Genomic DNA, 21485 nt, shown 5'->3' on the forward strand with positions numbered 1-21485 from the left:
CGTCATGATCTCCACCCGCAAGCTTCTCCGCTCCTCGGTCGCCCTCGTGGCGTCCGCCACCCTGGCCTTCGGCCTGACCGCCTGCAACCGCGATTCGGCCGGTGCCGCGGGCGACGTCACCCTGGCGTTGTCGACCCAGACCAACCCGTTCTTCGTCCAGCTGCGCGAGGGTGCCCAGGAAAAGGCCGATGAACTCGGGGTCAACCTCAACGTGCAGGATGCCTCGGATGACCCGTCCACCCAGTCCAACCAGCTCAATAACGCCGCCACCACCGGTGCGTCCGTGGTCATCGTCAACCCGACTGACTCGGACGCTGTGGTGCCCGCCGTGGAAGCGTTGAACAACGCCGACATCCCCGTCATTGCCGTCGACCGCTCTTCCAACGGCGGGGACATCGCCTCCTTCGTCGCCTCCGACAACGTCGCCGGCGGCCGGCAGGCCGCCGACGCCCTCGCAGAGGCCATCGGCGTGGAAGGTGACATCCTGGTGCTGCAGGGAGTCAGCGGATCTTCCTCGTCACGCGACCGCGGCCAGGGATTCGCTGAGGGCATCGCGGAGTACCCGGGCATCAACGTCGTCGCCCAGCAGACCGCCAACTTCGACCGGGGTGAGGGCCTGGACGTGGCCACCAACCTGCTGCAGGCCCACCCGGACGTCAAGGCGATCTTCGCCGAGAACGACGAGATGGCGCTCGGTGCGATCGAGGCACTGGGCAACCGCGCCGACTCCGAGGTCACCGTCGTCGGTTTCGACGGCACCGATGAGGGATTGGCCGCCGTCGAGGACGGCACCATGACCGCCACCATCGCCCAGCAGCCGGCGGAGCTCGGTGCCCGCGCCGTGGAGGAGGCCGCCAAGCTGCTCGAGGACCAGGAAGCCGAGACCGAGGTTCCGGTCGAGGTCATCACCGTCACCAACGAGAACGTCGGTGATTTCCAGTGAGCGGCGTCGTTGTCGTAGGTTCGATCAACGCCGACCTGGGAGTCCGGGTAGCGCGCCACCCCAAGCCGGGTGAGACTCTGCTCGGGGCCGGCGGCGGCATCACCCCCGGTGGCAAGGGCGCCAACCAAGCGCTCGCCGCCTCCCTGCAGGGAGCGGACGTCACCATGATCGGCGCGGTCGGTTCGGACCCCTACGCCGCCCCGGCCACCACCCTCCTCCGGGAATCCGGCGTCAATCTGGATGCGGTGGACATCACCGGCGAGACCACCGGTCTAGCCGTGATCGCCGTTGCCGATGACGGGGAGAACACCATCATCTTCGTGCCCGGGGCGAACGCCACCGTGACCGATGAACAGGTGCGGCAGCACGCCGATGCGCTCCGCGAGGCCGAGATCACTCTGCTCCAGGGGGAGATCCCGGCCTCCGGTTTCGCCGCCGCCACCGAGTTGGCCGGAGGCCGCGTGGTGGTCAACCTCGCACCGGTCATCGACGTCCCGCGCGACGCCCTGCTCAAGGCCGACCCCATCATGGCCAACGAGCATGAGGCGGGGCTCATTCTCGAACAGCTGGGAGTTCAGGCGGCGACGGAGGAACCCCGCGAGCTGGCCACCGCCCTCCTCGAGGCCGGTTTCACTTCCGTCGTGCTCACCCTGGGTGCTCACGGCGCCCTGGTGGCCACGCCGGAGAAGATCATGGATATTCCGACCCCGAAGGTGCAGGCGGTGGACACCACCGGTGCCGGTGACGCTTTCGCCGGGGCCTTCGTCGCCCGCCTGCTGGCCGGCGACGACATGGTCGCCGCTGCCCGGCACGCCGCCCGCGTCGGTGCCTTCACCACCCTCTCCGCCGGTGCCCAGAATTCCTACCCGGGTCTCGCGGCCGTGCTGCCGGAAGTACAGGGGTAGACCGGTGCGCAAACACGGTCTGCTCAATCCTGCCCTGGTCGGGCACGTGGCCCGGCTCGGCCACACGGACACCTTCGTGGTGGCCGATGCCGGACTGCCGATCCCCGCTATGGTTCCGGTGGTGGACCTGACGTTGGTGTTCGGTGTTCCCCGTTTCTCCGAGGTCGTCTCGGCTCTGCTGGATGAGGTCGTGGTCGAAGGGGCGGTGATCGCGAGCGAGACTCCGGATCAGGTACGCGGGCACCTGCCACCCGATCCCGAAGAAGTCAGTCATGAGGAGTTGAAACGTCTGGTCGGTCAAGCCTCCTTTGTGGTGCGTACCGGCGAAACAATCCCCTACGCCAATGTGATCTTCCGCTCCGGGGTGCCGTTCTGAGGACGGTTTACAAGGGTGGGGGCCGTGGTCGTCCCACAAGGTCGGCTTCTCGATCCGGCGCCGCCCGGCCCGGATGGCCCGCTGCTGCGCGAAGGACCGCCCGAACCGCTGAGCGACCTGTGCCAACTTCCCACCCGGGACAGTGACCACGGTGGCCCTCTCCGGGAACAACCCGCCACCACCCCGGCCGGCCCCCGCCGCCCCGTTTTCATGTCGTGGTGCCGAGTCTATTGCCGGAGAAGGTCAGCGATTCCCGGTCCGGGAGAGGTCCTGTTCCGCGGGGTCGGAATCAAGGACGGCGACGAGCGTGCGGAACATCGCCGCGATGGCCCGGGGCAGGTGCTTTACCTGTCGCCGTGACGCTACGCGGGACACCTGCCCATCCTTGAGGTTTCCCCGGGAAAGCACAGAGCCGTCCAGTCCGGACCTCTGGTCCGGACCGGGACGGCCCTTTCATCTCGCCGGCACGGCGACTTCACTAGGAGGAGTAGATCTGGGTCAGCAGGTGCGGATCCAGCAGGTGTTCCTCGACGACATCGAACACGGCAGTCATCCGGTCAAACTCGGTGACTTCAGTAACAGTCAGTGTCACGTCATCCCGACCCGATTGAAAAGCATTCATCAGCGCCGCCGTTTCTCTCGCAACTCAATTGATGGGATTCTGCAGAAATACTAGCCCATCAGGGGCCGCGACAACCACACCTCTCATCCGGGTCAGGCTATGCCACCGTCACCTTCTCATCCCGTTCCGGCTGTGCCGTGATCTTCTCCTCCGGCAGCGGGAAACGGCGGGTGATCGCGACGTAGACGGCACCCGTGATGTTGTGCATGACCGCGGCCACTGCGCCCGGCAGAGCGGCCTCGGGACTGAAGAACCTGGCGGACATCCCGGAGGCGAGCCCAGCGGACTGGGTACCGATCTCAACGGCCATGGTGCGGTTCGAGGTCTCCGGCAGACGAAAGAGTCTGCCGGTGACGTAGCCGAGGACGTAACCCAGCACGTTGTGCAGCAGCACCGCCCCGAAGACGATCAGGCCGACCTGGGCGAGCCGCTCCGCGTTGGCGGCCACCGCCCCGAAGACCACACCGCCGATGCCCAGAATCGATACCCAGGGCAGCACCGCGGAAACCTTGTCCACCACGCGGTTGGCCACATAGCGGATGACCAGGCCACCGATGACCGGCAGCAGGACCGTCTGCACCAGGGACAGGGCCATGCCCCAGCCGTCGACCTCGGTGCGGGTGCCCGCCAGCAGCAGCATCAGGGCCGGCGTCATGATCGGCGAGACCAGCGTGGACACGCTCGTCATGGCCACGGACAGTGCGACGTCCCCCTTCGCCAGGAAGGTGATCACGTTCGAGGAGGTACCACCGGGCACGGAACCCAACATGAGCAGGCCGACAGCCAGTGCCGGGTTGAGTCCGAGCAGCTTGGCCACGCCGATCGCCAACAACGGCATGATGACGAACTGGGCGACCACTCCGATCAACACCGGCGTGGGACGTCTGGCCACCACCTTGAAGTCTGGAATGGTCAGGGTCAGCCCCATCGCGAACATGATTATCATCAGGAAGATGTTGATGTAGTCCGTCAGCGGGATAAACGGTTCCGGGAACATGAAGGCGATGGCGGTGCCCACCAGAATGAACAACGGGAAGGCCGTGACCACGAACTTCGCGGAACGGTCCTCCTGCTGCGGGGTCTGCCGCTTCTCCCCGGCGGCCGGGGTGGTGGATGGATCGGATGCCTGAGACACAGTTGCTACTCCTGTCGATGACGGGTACCAGGTCCGTGCAGGGGTGGGCACAGGATCGAACGTCGCGGGTCGGCAACGTAATCAAGGTTAGTACCCACGGCATCGTGTGCCACACATCACCCCTATTCATCAGCGGTACCACGGCTGTCCCAGATACTCGACCTGCCTCAGCTCCGCCACCCTGATTCGGACCCGTTGCCCGGTCGCACGGTCGAACCCCTGGAGGATCCGCTCCACGGACCAGTTGAATCCCAGTTTCCGGGCCTCCACCACCCTGCCCACTCCGTCATTGGTCTCGACCCGCAGGAGTGCGTAGTCCGCGCAGGCCCGACGCAGTGCCGCGAGAACCGAGGCGTCGATACGCTTCCCGTGGCCGAGCAGCAGCAGCTGCTCATCCACGAACGGCTCCCGGTCCGCGATCCAGTCCTCCAGCCCGTCCCAGTCCACGGTTCCCTCCGGGGACGGGGGTCCGGCGGCGAAGTGGCCGTGTTCCGCCAGCACCCGACGCGGGGCGGAGGTGGTGACCAGACGCAGCATCTGGGTCACCTGCTCCATGAGATCGTCGTCGTCCGCCAGGCCCGGGGCGGTCAGGACCCGGTCGAGGATGCACAGCAGCGCACGGTAGGCGTCCTCATCCATGGGAATGCCGCGGACGTCCTGTCCACCCATCCCCGTGGCCGAAGCGGGATCCGCGTGAGTGGCCCGGGAGCGTGGCTCGTAGAGCCTGTACCGCACGGGGGCGACCCCCTCGTCGCGCACCCGGAACCCCTCGTTCGCGGCCAGCTCGGCTGCCCCGATGACCGCGGAACTGGACTCCCCCAGCTCGAGCATCAGCTGCCACAGCGTTTTATCACCCCGGCTCAGCGCCAGCACCAGCCGGAAGATGAGGTTCGGGTGGCGGGAACTGAGCACCTGCTCCATGGGCAGCTCGGTGATGTCCGCCACCCGGTCGAATACGCCCCAGACGACGGCCCCCGGCGCGAACTCTCCGGTCAGCCGAGCGGGAAACAGCAGCTCGAGGCGTTCCGGCACCGGCACTTCCGCGTGAACGTCGGCCAGGACGAGGTCGGTGCTCCCGGGAATCTCACGGAACCGGTGCAGGGTGTAGGCACCGAGCACCCGGTTCGTGGTCTCCGCACCGAGTCTGGTGACACCGCGGATTTCCGGCCCGGACTCCAACGGGTAGGTCATGGAACTCGTGGCCCCGATCGTGTCCCACTGATAATGCCGCAACTCAGCCGCATCCTGGAACACCTCCATCGCGGACGGCACCAGCAGTGGCGCCGTGGTGCGCAGGCCAGCCTCGGCCAGGTGCCGGAAACCCTCGGGATGGGTGAACACCGTGACGTAATCATCGAGGTGGATGATCTCCAGCGAGTTGTACATTTCCGCCACATTAGCCCCGCCACCGGACACCGCCACGCCCCACCCGAACGGCCGTTTGATCATACCTGATCACACCACGGCAACTCCCAGGCGAAAACCGCGGTTCCCCCGGTGACCAAGGCTTATGCTGAGCACGTCAGACTCGGCCGAGGTCAGGAGCACCCGGATGAACACCATATCCCCCGCCGGCGCCGCGCTCGTGCGGCCAGCCCCCGTTCCCACGCCGTCGGCAGCAAAGCCCCGCATCCACGCCCTCGATCTCGCCCGCGCCGTGGCGGTGTTCGGCATGGTCTTCTCCCACCTCGGTCCGGAGCTTCCCTACAGCGGGGTCAGCGGCATCCTGATGGACGCCCGGACCGGTCTTCCCTCCGCCCTGTTCGCCGTGTTGACCGGAGTCTCGCTGTCCATCATCGGGACCCCGGCGGCGCTCGAGGGCGGCCCGGCACTCGCCTACAGCCGCAATCGCCTGGTCAGCCGCGGCATCCTGGTCACCGTGCTGGGTTTTCTGCTGACCCAACTGCAGCAATCCATCGCGGTGGTGCTGGTCTCCCTGGGCATCGCCATGGTGCTGCTGAGCTGGACTCCCCGGGCGCGGACCGGCACGCTGGTGTGGCTGGCCCTCATCCTGCTGCTGCTCGGACCGGTGTTGCAGGTGGCCATACCCGGATTCTTCGCCACCAGTGCGCTGCTCGGCGGAGCGTACCCCCTCTTCGCCTGGCTGACCTATGTCACGGTGGGGGTCCTGGTCCACCGGTGGCTCGTGACCATTCGGCCTCCGTCGTTCCTGCTCGGTGTGCTCGCTGCCGCAGGGGCCGTCGTCGTATGGGCGGGCCTGAGCACCCGCTCGCTGCTGGGCTCGGAAACCGTGTCCAGTGAAGGACTCTATGACACGTCGCTGGCGAATCCGGACGCCCCCGTCCAGCTCCCGGCCAGTGCCTTCGTTTTCCTGTCCCCGATATCGCACACCGGTGGCCTGGTGGAGCAGTTGACCAACATCACCGCCGCTGTCGCGGTGATCGCCCTGTGCCTGCTGCTGTGTCGGTCCGCCATGCTGACCACTGTGTTCTACCCGCTGCGGGCCACCGGCTCGATGGCGTTGTCCACCTATGTGCTGCACGTCCTCACCGGCAGTGCGGTGCTCGGCGGCCTCGGCTACGGCCTGCACGGGACCGGCACCTGGGAGGAGTACCTGGACCAGCTTCCGGAGAGCACCACCCTGGCCTTCTGGCTCACGCTCCTGATCGCGGTGGTGGGGGCCACCCTGTGGCGGCTGAGGTTCCGGCGCGGGCCCTGCGAGGAACTCCTGAACCGCTGCGTGGTGCGCTCCACCCGGCAGGACCTCCCGGGCCGCGCCGACAGGCGGGCGGGTGGAGCCGACGGCTCCTGACGCCGCGGGGTCTCCGGCGACACTCTAGGATGACGGGGTCCGCCGTCCCTGTCCTGAGGAGTCTGAAGAATGTCGGCCAAGGTTCGTGTCCACGGCGTCGATCTCGCCCGTGCGATCGCCGTCCTGGGGATGATCTACGCACACTTGAGCGCTGATGACGCCGACTCCTGGCTGGGGCAGACAATGGTGTCCATGACCGACAGTCTGCCTTCGGCGCTCTTCGCGGTGCTGGCCGGGGTCACGCTGTCACTCATGGGGGTCCGGTCGGCCCGGGAGGGCGGGGAGCCGTGGGCGCACACCCGCCACCGCCTGCTGGTCCGGGGAGTGATTCTGGTCGGGATCGGCGTTCTGATGCGCCTGGTCCAGGTCTCGATCCTGGTGGTGCTGATCCCCCTCGGGGTGGCAATGGCCCTGCTCATCCCCGCGATCCAGGCGCGCACCTCCACCCTGGTGGCGCTGGTGATGACCTTCCTTCTCAGCGGGCCAGCCGTTCAGCTGTTCTTTCCCGGCGCGATGGAGCTCAGCGAGTTGTTCGACGGTGCCTATCCCCTGTTCGCCTGGCTCGGTTATGTGCTGGTGGGCATGCTGGTGCACCGGCTGCTGCTCACCCGCCCCGCCGCCCAGGCGGTGGTGCTCATCGTGGGGGTGCTCGGTACCACCGCGGGCCTGTGGCTGCGCAGTCTGCTGGGCACGATCCCGCTGGCCAAGGCCGGCATGCCGGCGAGGTACAGCGATGATCCCGCAGATGTCGAGGAACCGCCGGTGCTGCTGGACGAGCCGATGTACCGGTACCTCTCCCCGGAGGGCCACTCCGGCGGGATCATCGATCAGCTGACCTGCATCTGCTTTTCGCTGACGGTGATCATGGCGTGTCTGCTGCTGACCCGCTCGGCGGCGGTGACCCGCGCCCTGTACCCGCTCCGTGCCATGGGCTCGATGGGACTGACCGTCTATGTCCTCCACGTGCTGACCGCCAGCCTGGTGATGGGTGGCTTCACTGGCGGGGTTCTCCCCTATGAACTGGTCATGGCGGATTATGAGTTCGGGGTGGGCTACCCCGGCGCGCTGGTGCTCACCATCGTCATCGCGGTCGGCGCCGCCGTGCTGTGGAAGCTGCGCTTCCGACGGGGACCATTGGAGGAGCTGCTGAACCGGGCCATCGACGCCGCGACCGACCGCACCACGCCCGGTGCCGCCGTTCCGGTTGCCACGGCCGGCCGCCGGTAGTTAACTCAGCAGCGTCTTGTCCGACAGGGTGGCGCCCTTGACGTTCGCGAACTCCCCCAGTAGATCCTTCACGGTCAACCCGGATTTACGGTCCTGATCGGCCTCGTAGATGATCCGGCCCTCGTGCATCATGATCAACCGGTTGCCCAGCCGCAGGGCCTGCTCCATGTTATGGGTGACCATCAGGGTGGTCAGCCCACCCTCGGCCACGATCCGTTCGGTCAGCCCGGTCACCAGCTCGGCACGCTGCGGATCCAGGGCCGCGGTGTGCTCGTCCAGCAGCATGATCTGCGGTTCGGTGAACCCCGCCATCAGCAGGGACAATGCCTGCCGCTGCCCGCCGGAAAGCAGGCCGACCTTGGCCTTCAGCCGGTTCTCCAGCCCGAGCTCCAGGCTGGCCAGCTGCTCGGTGAACAATTCCCGGCGCCGGTTGCTCAGACTCAGTCCCAGTCCACGTGAACCACCTCGGCGCAGTGCCAGGGAGAGGTTCTCCTCGATCGTGAGGTTCGGCGCGGTACCGGCCAGCGGATCCTGGAAGACCCGCCCCACGAACTTCGCCCGTTTGTACTCGGGGATCCGGGTGACATCGGTACCGCCGATGGTGATGACGCCCTGATCCGGGAACAACCGTCCGGCGACTGCGTTGAGCAGCGTCGATTTCCCGGCGCCGTTGGAGCCGATGACGGTGACGAAGTCCCCCTCGTTGAGGACCAGTGAGACACGGTCGAGCGCGCGTCGTTCGTTGACGGTGCCCGGGAAGAAGGTCCGCGACACGGATTCGATGTGCAGCATCAGCTTTTCCCTCCCGCACCGGCACCGCTTGCCGACGCCGCGGCCACCGCCGCCTCCTGCCCGGCCGGCGGGTCCGGGATCGCGCCCGCGGCGGGACGCCGGGTGAAGCGTTCGGTGATCCCCTTCCACCGTGGCAGGAGCAGGGCGATGATGACCAGCAGGGCGGTGATCGCCTTCATGTCGTTCGGGTCCAGGCCGACGCGCAGCGCGGCGAAGATGATGATCCGGTAGAGCACGGAACCGACGATCACGGCGTAGACGGCCAGCCACAGGAAGCGCTGTCCGAACACGGCCTGCCCCATGATCACGGAGGCCAGTCCCACCAGAATCAGGCCGATGCCCATGGAGATGTCGGAGAAACCCTGGTACTGGGCGATCAGGGCGCCGCACATGCCCACGAAGCCGTTGGACAGGGCCAGCGTGAGAGTCTTGGTGAAGTCGGTGGACACCCCGTAGGCGGCGATCATGGGACCGTTGTCGCCCGTCGCCCGGATGGACAGGCCGAGGTCGGTGCTCAGGAACCACACCACCACCGCCCCCAGGAGACAGACGGCGGCCAGCAGGATACCCACGCCCGCCCAGTTCCCGAGCAGCCCCGCCTCGCGCAGCGGGCTGAACAGCGTGTCCTGCCGCAGCAGGGGGACGTTGGCACCGTCCATGATGCGCAGGTTGATCGACCACAGGGCGATCATCGTCAGGATGCCAGCGAGCAGGCCGTCGATACGGCCCTTGGTGTGCAGTAGGCCGGTCACGACCCCGGCGAGGAATCCCGTCCCGAAGCCCGCCAGGGTGGCCACGACGGGGTGCCAACCGTTGAGCAACCCGATCGCGGCGGTGGCGGCACCGGTGGTGAAACTGCCGTCGACGGTCAGATCGGGGAAATTGAGCACCCGGAAGGTCAGGTAGACCCCGAGCGCCATGACCCCGTAGATCAGACCGACCTCGAGCGCGCCGATCATACCCGCTCAGCCTCGCTGAGAATGTGCTCCGGGATGGTCACTCCCTGACGCTCCGCGGCGTCCTCGTTGATCACGTAGGTGAATTCCTTGGCGGTCTGGACGGCGGTGGTGGCCGGATCCGCCCCGTTGCGCAGGATGTCCAGGGCCATCTCCCCCGTCTGGCGGCCGAGTTCGGTGTAGTCGATGCCGATCGTCGCTGTGGCGCCGCCCTCGACGGTGCCGGCCTCCGCCCCGATCACCGGGATGGAGTCCTGCTCGGCGACCTGGATCAGGGAGGCGATGCCTGAGACCACCATGTTGTCCGTGGGCACGTAGATGGCGTCCACGTCACCGAGGGCGTCCACCGCCTGCTGGATCTCGTTGACGGTGGTCACCGTCTGGGAACGCACCTCGATGCCCCGCGGCTCGGCGGCCTCGGTCACGGCGTCGACCTGGACCTGGGAGTTGACCTCGCCGGAGGCGTAGACGATGCCGAGGCTCTCGGCGTCCGGGACCAGCTCATGCAACAGGTCGAGCTGTTCCTCGATCGGGGCCGCATCGGAGGTGCCCGTGATGTTGCCGCCGGGTGATTCGTTGGAGTCCACCAGCTCGGCGGCCACCGGGTCGGTCACTGCGGTGAAGAGCACCGGGGTGTCGGGGATGTTCTGGGCGGTAGCCTGTGCCGCCGGGGTGGCCACCGCCAGCACCAGGTCCAGGTCGTCCGAGGCGAACTGTTGGGCTATGGTCAGCGCGGTGGACTGTTCACCGTTGGCGTTCTGCTCATCGAACTCCACCTCGACACCGGCATCCTCGAAGGCCTGCTTGAAGCCGGTGGAGGCGGCGTCGAGAGCCGGGTGCTGCACCAGCTGGTTGATGCCGATGCGGTAGGCCTCTCCGCCGGCATCCCCGCTTTCGGATTCACCGGAGCAGGCGGACAGGGTCAGTGCGCCGACGGCGACGATGCCGGCAAGGATCTTACGGGGGGAGAACATGGCGGTGTCTTTCTCTCGTCGGGAGCCGCTCACCTGACAATGAGCTCAATCACCAATGAACTTACTTGTATCTCAGCTCATATGTGGAGACTCCGGGCGGGAGTTTTTCCGCCGCTTACGGACGCCGCCCGCCTCCGCGTTTTCAGGGCTGCTCCACCCGCTGCTCCCAGAATTCATCCGAGAGGTAGCGCTGATGGTCTCGCCGACTGCCGAACCGATTCACCTGCGGACCGACCAGCCGGGCCAGTGGGCGCATGAGCACCGGAGGCGGAAAGGTATAGACGGTGTCGTCCTCCAGCGCGTGCGCCATAGTCAAGGCCTGCAACAACGGTGGTCTCCCCGTCCGAGTGAGTTTGCCCTTCTGCCCCAACCCCACAAGGATCGGCAGAAACTGGGGCAGACGGCCGGGTGGGACGCTCTCGATCAGGAGTGAGCCATACCCTGTTCCGGCGAACCGGAACCCGTGACGGACACCCCGGGGGATGTCCAGCTTGTCACCGGTGTTCAGCAGACGTTCCTCCCCGTCGATCATGAACCGGAACTCCCCCTGCAGCACTTCCAGGTACTCCTCGTAACGGGGATGGAAATGCTCGGCGACACCCAGATGCCCCGCCTGATATACCGTGGCGAACCGGAAACGTTCGGCACTCTCCACCAGTTTCACTCCCCATTCACCGAAATCGGGATTCGAGTAGAGCGGGCCGATGCGCGCGGCGAGGACCTCGGCGATCGGCCCCTCCGCGGCGTATTCGAAGCCGGTGCCGTCGATGGGGTTACCGTCCCCGTCGAGTCTCCGGCCGGTGACGAGAGTCTTCTCCGAGGTTTCCATCAGACACCCTTCGGGCTTCAAGGTTGTTCCTCCGAGGACGTGGAGGGACGTTCCGCTACCTCTGAAATTACGCTCCCCCACCTGTGCGGACAAGCCCCGACATCACACTGTGACCTGCGATTTTATCGTCTCATTACCGCTGTAGCCGCCTAGGAGACCGCCTTCCGGACCAGCACCACAATGCGCTCCACCGCGGCGTCGGAAAGCGCGGTGACGGCGAAGGAGCTGGCCCACACCCCTTCCGGGTCATCCAATGTCGCCTGCGGTGTGAAGCCGAGGGTCGAGTAACGTTCCCCGTCATCATGGCCACTGCGGAAGAAGCAGATCACCGTGCCGTTCCGTGCCCAGGCCGGTTGCCCGTACCAGAGCTTCGGAGCCAGGTCGGGGGCCTCCTCCCGCACGATCAGGTGAATCCGCTCGGCGAGCAGACGGTCCGGTTCCGTCATCCCCTGGATCTTGTGGAGCAGGTCGAGTTCCTCCGCTGCCCGCTTACCACCCCGGGGACGCTGCGCCTCCGTCTTGAGTTCCGCCGCCCGTTCCTTCATCGCGTCGCGTTCCTGCCCGGTGAAACCACCGTGTGCTGATCCCATGGTGCCCTTCCTTTCCATCCCGTTACCGCTGAGACTAACCGTGGCATCGGGTGGGAAGCTTCTTGTTTCCTGATCACTCACCACGGTCGGTCCGTTCCGCTTTCTGCCCTAAGATTCAAGACATGGACAAGGACACCGCGCCGCAGCAGCTGGCAGACATTGCGGCTGTCCGGCGGGTCCGGGACCGCATCGACCGCGAGTACGACCAGCCCCTCAATGTTCCGGAACTGGCTCGCGGCGTCTACATGTCCGCCGGCCACCTGAGCCGGGAGTTCCGCCGGATCTACGGTGAGTCCCCCTACTCCTACCTGATGACCCGGCGCATCGAGCGGGCCAAGACCCTGCTGCGCCGCGGCGACCTGACCGTCACGGACGTATGTTTCGCCGTCGGCTCCTCCTCCCTGGGAACCTTCAGCACCCGGTTCACGGAACTGGTGGGAATCCCGCCCAGCGTGTACTGCCGGGAACACGGCGGAGAGGCGGAGGGTATTCCGCCATGCGTGGCCAGGCAGGTGACCAGACCCGTCAGGAATCAAGAAGCGCGGTAGCCCCGCGACGTTCTAACGTCAGAACCATGGCAACCAAGATTCAGAATTCCTTTCTCCCCCACACCGACCCGGAGGCCTCGCTGCAGTTCTACCGGGACGTGCTCGGCTTCGAGGTCCGCAACGACGTCGGATACGAGGACATGCGATGGATCACCGTCGGCCCGGCCAGCCAACCCGACACCGCGATCGTGCTGCAGCCACCCGCCGTTGACCCCGGCATCACCGAGGAGGAACGCCGGGTCATCCTCGAACTGATCGCCAAGGGGGTCTACGCCGGTGTCATCCTCACCACCGATGACTTGGATGGCTTCTTCGACCGGGTGGTCGCCGGCGGTGCCGATATCATCCAGGAACCGATGGACCAGGATTACGGTGTCCGCGACTGTGCTTTCCGTGATCCCGCCGGTAACCACATCCGGGTCAACCAGACCAGGTGACGGCGAGCGTCAGGCCAACCCCTCCCGTGCCTTGAACTCGCGGCGGCGGGCATGCAGGATCGGCTCGGTGTAGCCGGCGGGAGACGTGGTGGAATCCGCTCCCTTGAGGATCAGATCCCGCGCAGCCTGGAAGGCGATGGAGTAGTCATAATCCGCCGCCATCGGCAGGTAGTTCGGGTCACCGGCATTCTGCTGGTCCACGACCTTGGCCATCCGGCGCAGTGACTCCAGGATCTGTTCCTCCGTGACGACGCCGTGGGTCAGCCAGTTGGCCAGCAACTGCGAGGAGATCCGCAGGGTGGCGCGATCCTCCATGAGGTCGACGTCGTGGATGTCCGGCACCTTGGAACAGCCGACACCCTGTTCGACCCAGCGGACGACATATCCCAGGATGGATTGGCAGTTGTTGTCCAACTCCTCCCGCTTCTCCGCCTCGGTCCATTCGGGCGCGGCGGCGACGGGGACGGTGAGCAGGTCCTCCAGGGAGTCCCGTCGCCCGATGGACCGCAGCTCCTCCTGGACAGAGAAGACGTCCACCCGGTGATAGTGCGTGGCGTGCAGGGTCGCCCCCGTCGGCGAGGGGACCCACGCGGTGTTGGCACCCTGACGGGGCTGGCCGATCTTTTCTTCCAGCATCTGCCCCATCAGCTCGGTCATGGCCCACATCCCCTTGCCGATCTGAGCCTTACCCGGCAGACCTCGGGCGATACCGGCGTCGACATTGTGGTCCTCATAGGCCTGCTTCCAGGGGGCGGTCTGCATCTGCGCCTTACGGACCATCGGGCCGGCATGCATCGAGGTGTGGATCTCGTCTCCGGTGCGGTCCAGGAAACCGGTGTTGATGAAGGCCAGCCTTTCGCCGACGGCCATGATGCAGGCGTCAAGGTTGACGGAGGTGCGGCGCTCCTCGTCCATGACGCCGACCTTCAGGGTGTTGTGCTGCAGGCCGAGCAGGTCCTCCACCCGGGAGAACAACTGGTCCGTGAAGGTGACTTCCTCCGGACCGTGCTGCTTGGGCTTGACGATATAGATCGAACCGGTGCGGGAGTTACGCCTGCGGTTGGTCGGCTCGATCCCCGGGATCGCGCAGAGCGCCGTGATGACTGCGTCCATCAGTCCCTCGAAGATCTCCTCGCCGTCCACCAGGATCGCGGGGTTGGTCATCAGGTGACCGACATTGCGGACGAACAGCAGGGAACGGCCGTGCAGACGGACGTCCGATCCGGTCCGTCCGATGTAGAGGCGGTCCCCGTTGAGCTCCCTGATGAAGGAACGCCCGTTCTTGGTGACCTCCTCCGCCAGTTCTCCGGTGTTCAGGCCGAACCAGTTCCGGTAGCCGAGCGTCTTGTCGGTGGCGTCGACCGCGGCGACGGAATCCTCGAAATCCATGATCGTGGTGACCGCCGCCTCCAGGAGGACGTCCTTGATGCCGGCCGGGTCGTCCTGCCCGATCGGTGAGACCGGGTCGATCTGCAGTTCGATGTGGAGACCGTTGTTGCGCAGCAGGATCGAGGCGGGATCATAGAGATCACCGGTGAAGCCGACGTAGGCCTCCTCGTTGACCAGGCAGTGCTCCTCACCTTCGACATGCGCGATCAGTCGGCCTTCAGTGATGCCGTACCGCTGAACATCCAGGTGGCTCGCACCGGACAGGGGCAGCACGTCGTCCAGGAACCGCCGGGTCCACTCGATGACCTTCCGGCCACGGACCGGGTTGTAGCTCATTCCCTTCTCAGCCCCGTCGGTTTCGGGGATGGCGTTCGTGCCGTAGAGGGCGTCATAGAGCGAACCCCAGCGGGCGTTGGCGGCGTTGATCGCGAACCGGGCATTGGTGACCGGCACGACCAGCTGCGGGCCCGCGGTCTCCGAGATCTCCGTGTCGATGTTGCGGGTGGTGATCTCACCGGTCTCCGGCGACTTGACCAGGTAACCGATCTCACGGAGGAATTCGGCCAGTTCCTGCGGGCTCCGCCGCTCGGGCCCGGCGCGGTAGTAGTCATCCAGCTGGGTCTGCAGCTCCTCCCGGCGCTCCAGCAGCTCCCGGTTCCGCGGGGTCAGATCGCGGACCAGCGCGCCGAAACCCTCCCAGAAGGCCTCGGACTCAACCCCGACGCGCGGCAGCACGGTCTCGGTGAGGAAGGCGTGCAGGTCCTTGGCCACCGCCATGCCACCGGCGGTGACGCGCTCGGTGGTGTCAGTGGCGGTGATCGTGGTGGTGTCCTGGGACATGTGGTGCTCCTTTGAAAACGGAAAGCGGGTGTGGCAGGCCCATTCGGGGCCCGGTGACGCGGAGCGGTGCGGTGCAGCGCGCTGCGTTGGGACCAGCGTAAGTGATGCCTGTCACGAATCAATGGGTTTAACGAAGTTGGCCGATGCGCCACCCCCGCCAAATCCACGAGAGCCTGTTCCCCCGGAGAGAAATCCCTGCAGAGCTCACCCTCAAACCGAAAATCATCCCTACGGTCGGGCGCCAGCTCAGCGCCGTTATCCCAGCTTCCCCGGGGAAAAATTGCCGGATTAGATCTTCGCAATCTTTGCAATTACCCCCGCCACCCCCGCGCAGAAATTTGACCCTGAAGCTCGTTGACGAACCTCACCGGATGGGTCATTGTGTGAATCACGCCACCTGGTAGCGAGACCACGATCACGTCGTTCAGGGGCCCCGTTCGAGACTGGAGCTCCGGCTCCTCACAGGGTCACCCGCCCCGCACCACCGTCGTCATCGCCCGCCACCGGGTTGGCTTCATCCCCCAAGGCTCCACCCCGATTCCCACGAAAGTGAGTCAGACATGAGCACCACCGGACAGGCACGTACCGCAGCAGAGATCCAGCAGGACTGGGACACCAACCCCCGCTGGGCGGGCATCACCCGTGACTACACCGCAGAACAGGTGGCAGAGCTCCAGGGCACCGTGGTCGAGGAGCACACCCTGGCCCGCCGCGGCGCCGAGATCCTCTGGGAGGGGGTCACCGGAGATGACTACATCCATGCTCTCGGTGCACTGACCGGAAACCAAGCTGTCCAGCAGGTCCGCGCCGGACTGAAGGCGGTCTACCTCTCCGGCTGGCAGGTCGCCGGAGACGCCAACCTCTCCGGCCACACCTACCCCGATCAGTCCCTCTACCCCGCGAACTCGGTTCCGCAGGTCGTCCGCCGCATCAACAACGCCCTGCTCCGCGCCGATGAGATCGCCCGCGTCGAAGGGGACGATTCCGTGGACAACTGGCTGGTCCCGATCGTCGCCGACGGCGAAGCCGGCTTCGGTGGCGCCCTGAACGTCTATGAACTGCAGAAGGCGATGATCGCCGCCGGTACCGCCGGCTCCCACTGGGAGGACCAGCTCGCCTCCGAGAAGAAGTGTGGTCACCTGGGCGGCAAGGTCCTGATCCCCACTCAGCAGCACATCCGCACCCTGACCTCCGCCCGCCTCGCGGCCGACGTCGCCGACACGCCGACCCTGGTCATCGCGCGCACCGATGCCGAGGCCGCCACCCTCATCACCTCCGATGTGGATGAGCGGGACCGTCCCTTCATCGAGGGGGACCGCACCGCCGAGGGCTACTACCGGGTCCGCAACGGCATCGAGCCCTGCATCGCCCGAGCCAAGTCATACGCCCCCTACGCCGACATGATCTGGATGGAGACCGGCACCCCGGATCTCGAGGTGGCCAAGCAGTTCGCGGAGGCGGTCAAGGACGAGTTCCCGGATCAGCTGCTGTCCTACAACTGCTCCCCGTCCTTCAACTGGTCCGCGCACCTGGAGGCCGATGAGATCGCCAAGTTCCAGAAGGAACTGTCCGCGATGGGCTTCAAGTTCCAGTTCATCACCCTGGCCGGCTTCCACTCGCTGAACTACGGCATGTTCGACCTGGCGCACGGCTACGCCCGCAATGGCATGACCTCCTTCGTTGACCTGCAGAACCGCGAGTTCGCGGCCGCCGAGGAACGGGGCTTCACCGCCGTCAAGCACCAGCGCGAGGTCGGTGCGGGCTACTTCGACACCATCGCCACCACTGTCGATCCGACTTCATCGACCACCGCATTGAAGGGATCCACTGAAGAAGGCCAGTTCAACCTGGCAGCGACCAAGGCCTGATCTCCGGCCCACTCCCCTACCACCGTCTCCCCGCGCCCAGACCATCCGGGCCGCGGGGAGGCGGTTTGGGGCATCCGGGAGGAAGCGACCACTTAGCCGTCGTCTGTCCCTAATTCAGCACGGAAGCAGTCCAGGAACCGCCGTTATACAGGCGAGAGGCACCTGTCCTCTTTCCACGACGGGTGCAGTCGGGAGTACAACGGCGGTTCGAGCGGCACAAACCGGACGTGCAGGTTCTGGGTGACACCCACCGGACCGTCGATGCACAGTGCTGCGCCCACCCCCTGTTCCACCATGAGCACCGCGTTGTACAGCAGATTGTAAGTGGCGGGTCGGTGCAATCCCAGTCGGCCGGTTCCCAGCTAATTCGCAGCACAACCGCACCGGCCCCACCGCCTTCCGGTTACGGGTGAACTCCGTGCTGGATGAGAGGTCTCCTGGTTGCGCTATGACGTCGCCGATCCAGCGATCACCTAGCGGCTCCGTGAAGAGGTCGGTGTCTCAGCGGTTTCGTCAGCCCGCGTAATGGTCGATCTCCCCGAGGGCTTCGTCAATGATCTGCAGGCCCCGGGTCAGATCCTCCTCGGTGATGGTCAGCGGTGGCGCGATATGGGTGCGGTTGAAGTGCGTGTGGGGCCACAGCCCCCGCTTCTTGCAGGCCGCGGCGTATTCGACCATCGGCTGGTTCTCCTCCGGTTTCGGGGCAAAGGGCACCAGTGGCTCGCGGGTGTCTTTGTCCTTGACCAGTTCAATCGCCCAGAACATCCCCATGCCACGGACATCTCCGACGCAGGCGTGCTTCTCCTTCAGCTGTTCCAGAGCCGGGCGGATGACCCGCTCCGCCATGTCGTTGATGCGGTCGAGCAGGTTCTCCTCCTCGAACACCGCGAAGGTGGCCACGCCGGGAGCGCAGGCCAGTGGATGACCGGAGTAGGTCAGCCCACCCGGATACGCGGTCTCAGCGAAAGTCTCCCGGATCTTCGAGCTGATGATGACCCCGCCCAATGGCACATAGCCGGAGTTGGACCCCTTGGCGAAGGTGAGCAGATCCGGCACAACGTCAAAGGCGTCAACGGCGAACATGGTGCCCATGCGCCCGAAGCCGATCATCACCTCATCCGCGATGTAGAGGATGCCGTACTTCTCACACAGTTCCTTGAGCCCGCGGAGATAGCCCGGCGGAGGAATGATCACGCCGTTGCCACCCACAACGGGCTCCATCAGAATCGCGGCGATGGTGTGCGCGCCTTCGAGGATGATCTGCTCCTCCAGGTGCTCCAGCGCCCGCTCGGTCTCCTGCTCGGGCGAATCCGAGTGGAAGGGCGACTGGTAGGGGTAAGGCCCGAAGAAGTGAACCACTCCCGGGTCGGCAGCCGGCGTTGGCCAGCGGCGGGGTTCACCGGTGAGGGTGATCGCCAGGTTGGTGCCGCCGTGATACGACCGGTACGCGCTCATGATCTTCTGGCGTCCGGTGTGCAGACGTGCCATGCGTACCGCGTGCTCGACGGCATCAGCACCACCGTTGGTGAAGAAGACGTAGTCCAGGTCTCCCGGGGCGGCCTCGGCGATCAGCCGCGCCAACTCGGTCCGGGTCTCCTCCGCGAAACCGGGGGCGATGGTGGCCAGCCGGTCGGCCTGGTCCTTGATCGCCTGGATCAGCTTCGGGTGGCCGTGGCCCAGATTGGCGTTGACCATCTGGGAGTTGAAATCCAGATAGCCGTTTCCCTCGTAGTCGTAGAAGGTGGAACCCTTCGCCGTGGCAATCGGTAGCGGGCTGATCTTGTCCTGGGCGGACCAGGAGTGAAAGACGTGCCGGTGGTCATTCTCCGCGATCTGGCGGCCGCGCGCCGGGTCGGTCTGGTTCATGTGGTGCAACTCTCCTCGTCTGTGGGTTGATCCCGAGTCTAGGCAAGAACAGCGCCGTTATCAGGAATTTCAGTGATCCCGGACCAGCTCGTGCAGCCGTCGGAAGAGCTGCGCCCCCTCCCGGCGCAGACCGTCGTGCTGAAGTTCATTGGTGATGTGCGGGCGGAGATCCCGGAACCGGGCGGCGGTGGCCAGGGAGTGCTCGATGGGGACGAAGATATCGTCCACGTAGATCGCTGCCGCGCAGGTGGCGCCCGCCTCCGCCAGCGCGGCAGGATCATAGGGCATCGGCCAGTCGGTGGTCTCGGCGAGCTGGGCAGCCAGTTCCGCGAAGGGGCGCAACGCCGGATCCTCCTCGAACTGCCAGGGGTAGATGTGTTCCCCGGTCAGATAGAAGGGCTCGGCGTCCCGCGGGTCCAGATACTCGGCGAACCCCGGGCTCTCCTCCCGCATCCGGTGTGCCGACCAGTTGGTGGCGCCTGGCACGGTGCCGCCGTAGATCGTCTCGTGGATCAGGGCGTAGAGCGGAGCGTCCTCGAAACTCACCCGGGCCCCGACATCCGCGAGGAAGTCACCGCGCAACCGTTTTTCCCCGTTGCTCCGGTGGAAGGGCTCCTCCAGCAGATAGGCCAGGGTGGCGGGGCCGGCGCCCCGGCCCAGTTCAATGCCGATCGTGCGGAACCGTCGCGAGGACAACCGCTCCCCCGTGGGCAGATGCTCATCGGAGTTATCCAGGTGATTGCAGACCTCCCGGATCCGGTCCTGCGCCCACGGCACCTGCCGGTAGAAGTCCTCGTGGCGCGCGGCGAGCTTGCGGTAGGTCGACCGGTAGAGTTCGTCGGCATGGCCGGTGGTGATGGGTAGCCCGCCGGTCAGGTACGCGTACTCGACAGCCTCCGGATACCGCGACAGGTAGGTGGTGATGCAGAAACCACCGAAGCTCTGCCCCAGCAGGGACCAACGGCGGATCCCCAGCTGCACCCGGAGTGTTTCGCAGTCAGCGACGATCTGATCGGCCCGCAGCAAGGTGAGCCGGTCGAAAGTGACGGGGCCGCCGTGACGGTCGATTCTTCCGGAGTGCCCCGTACCGCGCTGGTCGAGGAGGATCACGCGGTGGTTCCTGAGCGCCTCTCCCAGCCACCCGGAAAGCTCCGTCGGACGTGGCGCCGGGAATCCCGGTCCACCCTGGAGGTACAACAGCGTCGGCAGGTCTTCACCACCGGGCGGGATGATTTCCCGGGCAAAGATGTCGAGCGTGGCCCCGGGGGCATCATGGTTCCAGGGCACCGTAAGAGTGTGGTCGCGGAAGGTGTGTCCGAAGCGGGTGGTGGAGTCGGTGACGAGAGCCATGTCCACCAGCTTATCCATCACTAGGCTGGCGCCATGTCGAACTTTCTCACTGCCGGAAATCTCCGGCTTTCCCCGGGCGGTGCTCATCTGGTCTCCGCGGATTCCCAGCTCGGTGAGCTGCTCTATCTCTCCACGACTGCGAACTTCGAGGTCGGGGGATCCATCCGGGGCGGAGTACCCGTCATCGCCCCGTGGTTCAACGATCTACTCGACCGGGAACCCGCCCACGGCTGGGCCCGGCGCAAGGAGTGGCAGGTCACCGAGGAAGAGGGTGGTTTCGACGCGAAACTGACCTGGCGGGGAATCGCGCTGGAGATGACCATCCGTCCCACCGCGGACGGTTTCGCCCAGACCCTGACCGCCACGAACCTGGGGCAGAAGGAGAACACCGTCCAACTGGCTTTCCACCCCTACTTCCGGGTCTCCGATGTCACCGGTGTCCGGGTCTCCGGCGCCGCTGATGAGCCGGTCGCCTTCGACGGTTCGCTCTTCGACCGCTACTTCCCCGTAACCCCCACCAGGGATCTGGGTGCCGAGTCCCCGGTCACCATCACCGATGCTGCAGCGAACCGGGTGATCAGCGTCTACGGCTTCGGCTCCGACCACACCGTGGTATGGAATCCAGGAGAGGAGAAAGCCGCCACTATGCCGGACGTGGGTCCGGATGAGTGGCGGCACTTCGTCTGTGTGGAGCCGGCCAAGCTGGGCACCAACCTGCGGGGCATCACTCTGCCCACCGGTGGGTCTGCGACCCTGGGCATGCTGGTGGGGGTTGCGGCCCTCTAGATGATTGATTCCGGGGGTTTAGTGGTCGTACGCGATCAGTGACCGCAGCACCGGCTGGCCGGTGGCGTGGTTATGCCAGATCACCGCGGTCAACGCCAACAACCGCCGCACAATCCGACTGATCACCCCGGAAAGGGTCCGGCCACCGTGGTGCTCCAGGCCCAACTGGCCTTTCAACGTGTCAAACACCGACTCGATCCGTTGCCGTAGAGGCTTGAGAAACTGCCTGCCTGGCCTGGGGTCTTCCCCTTTCCGGGCCGGCCGGATCAACTCGACACC

Annotated in this window: 20 protein-coding genes and 1 pseudogene; 9 read left to right on the plus strand and 12 right to left on the minus strand. The window is 65.9% G+C overall.

The window, feature by feature from the left end; translation table 11 throughout:
• Positions 1-4 precede the first annotated feature (4 nt).
• From ACQCVD_RS10380 to rbsD, 3 genes are read left to right on the plus strand one after another with little or no spacing between them, the layout of a single operon-like run.
• A complete protein-coding gene (locus ACQCVD_RS10380) occupies positions 5-943 on the plus strand; it encodes a D-ribose ABC transporter substrate-binding protein (protein ID WP_426823685.1) in 939 nt (312 codons plus the stop codon).
• Positions 940-1848, plus strand: coding sequence for a ribokinase (locus ACQCVD_RS10385; RefSeq protein WP_426823686.1), 909 nt, complete (start codon positions 940-942; stop codon positions 1846-1848). Before ACQCVD_RS10380 ends, ACQCVD_RS10385 begins: the two co-directional genes overlap by 4 nt.
• Before the next feature lie 4 nt (positions 1849-1852).
• Entirely contained in the window at positions 1853-2224 is a 372-nt protein-coding gene (rbsD, locus tag ACQCVD_RS10390; protein WP_426823687.1) for a D-ribose pyranase, read from the plus strand.
• Positions 2225-2467: 243 nt separating this feature from the next.
• Here rbsD and ACQCVD_RS10395 read toward each other — a convergent pair whose 3' ends face one another.
• The 3 genes from ACQCVD_RS10395 to ACQCVD_RS10405 all read right to left on the minus strand — a co-directional run bounded on the left by ACQCVD_RS10395 (position 2468) and on the right by ACQCVD_RS10405 (position 5430).
• Entirely contained in the window at positions 2468-2599 is a 132-nt protein-coding gene (locus tag ACQCVD_RS10395; protein WP_426823688.1) for a hypothetical protein, read from the minus strand.
• Positions 2600-2943: 344 nt separating this feature from the next.
• The gene (locus ACQCVD_RS10400) at positions 2944-3894 is read right to left on the minus strand and encodes a bile acid:sodium symporter family protein (protein ID WP_426823711.1); all 951 of its coding nucleotides are present in this window, start codon (positions 3892-3894) and stop codon (positions 2944-2946) included.
• A 216-nt stretch (positions 3895-4110) separates the two neighbouring features.
• Positions 4111-5430 carry a hypothetical protein gene (locus tag ACQCVD_RS10405; protein WP_426823689.1) on the minus strand — a complete coding sequence of 440 codons (1320 nt, stop codon included), beginning with the start codon at positions 5428-5430 and terminating at the stop codon, positions 4111-4113.
• Between the two features lie 103 nt (positions 5431-5533).
• On the opposite strand from ACQCVD_RS10405, the gene ACQCVD_RS10410 reads away from it, so the two are divergent.
• Both ACQCVD_RS10410 and ACQCVD_RS10415 read left to right on the plus strand, forming a co-directional pair.
• On the plus strand, positions 5534-6754 hold the full coding sequence (locus ACQCVD_RS10410; RefSeq protein WP_426823690.1) for a DUF418 domain-containing protein: 1221 nt from the start codon (positions 5534-5536) through the stop codon (positions 6752-6754).
• A 69-nt stretch (positions 6755-6823) separates the two neighbouring features.
• Positions 6824-7981, plus strand: a complete 1158-nt coding sequence (locus tag ACQCVD_RS10415) for a DUF418 domain-containing protein (protein WP_426823691.1) — start codon at positions 6824-6826, stop codon at positions 7979-7981.
• Here the strand turns inward: ACQCVD_RS10415 and ACQCVD_RS10420 are convergent, their stop codons facing one another.
• From ACQCVD_RS10420 to ACQCVD_RS10440, 5 genes are all read right to left on the minus strand, one after another.
• Complete coding sequence (locus tag ACQCVD_RS10420) at positions 7982-8773, minus strand: ABC transporter ATP-binding protein (RefSeq protein WP_426823692.1); 792 nt, start codon at positions 8771-8773, stop codon at positions 7982-7984. It lies immediately after the preceding gene.
• The gene (locus ACQCVD_RS10425; protein ID WP_426823693.1) at positions 8773-9732 is read right to left on the minus strand and encodes an ABC transporter permease; all 960 of its coding nucleotides are present in this window, start codon (positions 9730-9732) and stop codon (positions 8773-8775) included. Before ACQCVD_RS10425 ends, ACQCVD_RS10420 begins: the two co-directional genes overlap by 1 nt.
• The gene (locus tag ACQCVD_RS10430) at positions 9729-10703 is read right to left on the minus strand and encodes an ABC transporter substrate-binding protein (protein ID WP_426823694.1); all 975 of its coding nucleotides are present in this window, start codon (positions 10701-10703) and stop codon (positions 9729-9731) included. The genes ACQCVD_RS10425 and ACQCVD_RS10430 overlap by 4 nt, the downstream gene beginning before the upstream one ends.
• 142 nt (positions 10704-10845) lie before the next feature.
• A complete protein-coding gene (locus ACQCVD_RS10435) occupies positions 10846-11532 on the minus strand; it encodes a cupin domain-containing protein (protein WP_426823695.1) in 687 nt (228 codons plus the stop codon).
• Between the two features lie 149 nt (positions 11533-11681).
• On the minus strand, positions 11682-12122 hold the full coding sequence (locus tag ACQCVD_RS10440; RefSeq protein ID WP_426823696.1) for a DUF1801 domain-containing protein: 441 nt from the start codon (positions 12120-12122) through the stop codon (positions 11682-11684).
• A 122-nt stretch (positions 12123-12244) separates the two neighbouring features.
• Between ACQCVD_RS10440 and ACQCVD_RS10445 the strand changes: the two genes are divergently transcribed.
• Both ACQCVD_RS10445 and ACQCVD_RS10450 read left to right on the plus strand, forming a co-directional pair.
• On the plus strand, positions 12245-12670 hold the full coding sequence (locus tag ACQCVD_RS10445; protein WP_426823697.1) for a helix-turn-helix transcriptional regulator: 426 nt from the start codon (positions 12245-12247) through the stop codon (positions 12668-12670).
• Between the two features lie 26 nt (positions 12671-12696).
• Entirely contained in the window at positions 12697-13107 is a 411-nt protein-coding gene (locus ACQCVD_RS10450; protein WP_426823698.1) for a VOC family protein, read from the plus strand.
• 9 nt (positions 13108-13116) lie between these two features.
• On the opposite strand, the gene glcB is transcribed toward ACQCVD_RS10450, so the two are convergent.
• Positions 13117-15336, minus strand: coding sequence for a malate synthase G (glcB, locus tag ACQCVD_RS10455; RefSeq protein WP_426823699.1), 2220 nt, complete (start codon positions 15334-15336; stop codon positions 13117-13119).
• Between the two features lie 560 nt (positions 15337-15896).
• On the opposite strand from glcB, the gene aceA reads away from it, so the two are divergent.
• Positions 15897-17204, plus strand: a complete 1308-nt coding sequence (aceA, locus tag ACQCVD_RS10460; RefSeq protein WP_426823700.1) for an isocitrate lyase — start codon at positions 15897-15899, stop codon at positions 17202-17204.
• Between the two features lie 513 nt (positions 17205-17717).
• On the opposite strand, the gene ACQCVD_RS10465 is transcribed toward aceA, so the two are convergent.
• Together ACQCVD_RS10465 and ACQCVD_RS10470 are read right to left on the minus strand one after the other, a co-directional pair.
• Positions 17718-19070, minus strand: a complete 1353-nt coding sequence (locus tag ACQCVD_RS10465; RefSeq protein WP_426823701.1) for an aspartate aminotransferase family protein — start codon at positions 19068-19070, stop codon at positions 17718-17720.
• A gap of 69 nt (positions 19071-19139) precedes the next feature.
• A complete protein-coding gene (locus tag ACQCVD_RS10470; protein WP_426823702.1) occupies positions 19140-20420 on the minus strand; it encodes an alpha/beta fold hydrolase in 1281 nt (426 codons plus the stop codon).
• A 33-nt stretch (positions 20421-20453) separates the two neighbouring features.
• On the opposite strand from ACQCVD_RS10470, the gene ACQCVD_RS10475 reads away from it, so the two are divergent.
• Positions 20454-21206 carry a D-hexose-6-phosphate mutarotase gene (locus ACQCVD_RS10475; protein ID WP_426823703.1) on the plus strand — a complete coding sequence of 251 codons (753 nt, stop codon included), beginning with the start codon at positions 20454-20456 and terminating at the stop codon, positions 21204-21206.
• Positions 21207-21224: 18 nt separating this feature from the next.
• Here ACQCVD_RS10475 and ACQCVD_RS10480 read toward each other — a convergent pair.
• Positions 21225-21485: pseudogene (locus tag ACQCVD_RS10480) on the minus strand (IS982 family transposase); the annotation flags it as partial.

Source organism: Corynebacterium halotolerans, assembly GCF_050107895.1.
Lineage (GTDB): Bacteria > Actinomycetota > Actinomycetes > Mycobacteriales > Mycobacteriaceae > Corynebacterium > Corynebacterium halotolerans_B.